This window comes from Burkholderia sp. BCC1640, from assembly GCF_902833125.1.
GTDB lineage: Bacteria > Pseudomonadota > Gammaproteobacteria > Burkholderiales > Burkholderiaceae > Burkholderia > Burkholderia diffusa.
The window spans coordinates 1-1,296 of record NZ_CADFEF010000093.1 but is presented as its reverse complement, the minus strand read 5'-3'; the positions used below and the strand labels follow the sequence as shown (position 1 = coordinate 1,296).

General features: G+C 61.8%; 1 protein-coding gene. It reads right to left on the bottom strand.

All coding sequences use genetic code 11. The features are described from left to right. Positions 1-1,181 (bottom strand): IS21 family transposase (gene istA / locus HWX25_RS32590; RefSeq protein ID WP_175912699.1); only part of this gene is annotated, 1,181 nt, incomplete at its 3' end. Positions 1,182-1,296 lie beyond the last annotated feature (115 nt).

Here is a 1,296-nt window from a genome sequence, read left to right as displayed (position 1 = left end):
CGCAGTGCGCCGGGCTTGCGCTGGATCAGCGGAATGTAGTGCTGCCAGTCGTAGCGCACCAGACCTTCGTCAGCCAGCCGTTCGTGTTCGGCCACCACGGCGTCATCACCCACCACAACGACGCGGCCCGGATAGAGCCGCGTGCTGAGCATCTGGCCTGCAAATTCGCATGGCACCGAGTAGCGGTTGCGGCCGACCACCACCAGGCACGTCGACGACACCCGGGCCGCGCGCTCAACGTAACCGTCAAACGGTGTCGGCATTGGCATCAGATGGGCGCGCTCCTGCTCGAATACGTCGGCAACGCTCAGGTCCCGATAGTCAGGATGCTTCACCTGTTCCCACAGCGACCGGCACCGACTCGCCAGCCACGCATTCAGATCGGCGAAACTGCCGAATCGCTGCTCGCGCGCTTCAATCCAGATGCGCCGGCGGCTGTCCTGCACGTTCTTCTCGACGACGCCTTTCTCCCAGCCGCTGGCCACGTTGCAGAAGTCCGCGTCAAACAGGTAGTGCGCGCACATCACTGCAAAGCGCGAGTTGACAGTGCGGCCCTTGCCTTTGTGGACCTTGTCGACCGCCGTCTTCATATTGTCATAGACGCCACGGCGGGCCACCCCGCCGAAGGCCGTGAACGAGCGAGTATGGGCGTCAAACAGCATCTCGTGGCCCTGGCTCGGGTAGGCGACGAGCCAGAACGCCCGCGACGCACACAGCTTCATGTGCGACACCTGCAGCTTGCGGTAAATGCCGCCGACAACCAGTCCTTCCTCGGACCAGTCAAACTGGAACGCTTCGCCCAGCTCGAATCGCAACGGCACAAACGCCGACTTCGAAACCGCCTGGCCTTCGCGTTGCCGCCAGGCCCGGATGAAGTCGGTCACCCTCGAGTAGCAGCCATCGTAGCCGGCCGCCTTGATCTCCTGGAACAGCATCCAGGCGGTGCGCCGTTCTTTCTTCGGCCGTCGTGCGTCGACGCTGAGCGCCTGCACCAGTACGTCGTGAAACGGCGCCAGCCGGGTCGTCGATTGCGCGCGCCGTTGATACTTCGGTTCTTCCTGAACATCCATGTTCAGGTATTTGCTAATCGTGTTGCGCGACAGGCTTGTGAGACGCGATATCTCGCGTACCGACTTGTTCTGGCGGTGGAACATCCGCCGCACCTTGCCAATCATGGTCATCGGGATCATCCCCAAACACCCTGCCTGAAAAACTAGCAGGATAGGTTGATTGCCCGGCTCAGTTTTCAGTCGGCGCGATCCCTACAAGTGGCTCAATTTCCGGTCGGCGTAAACA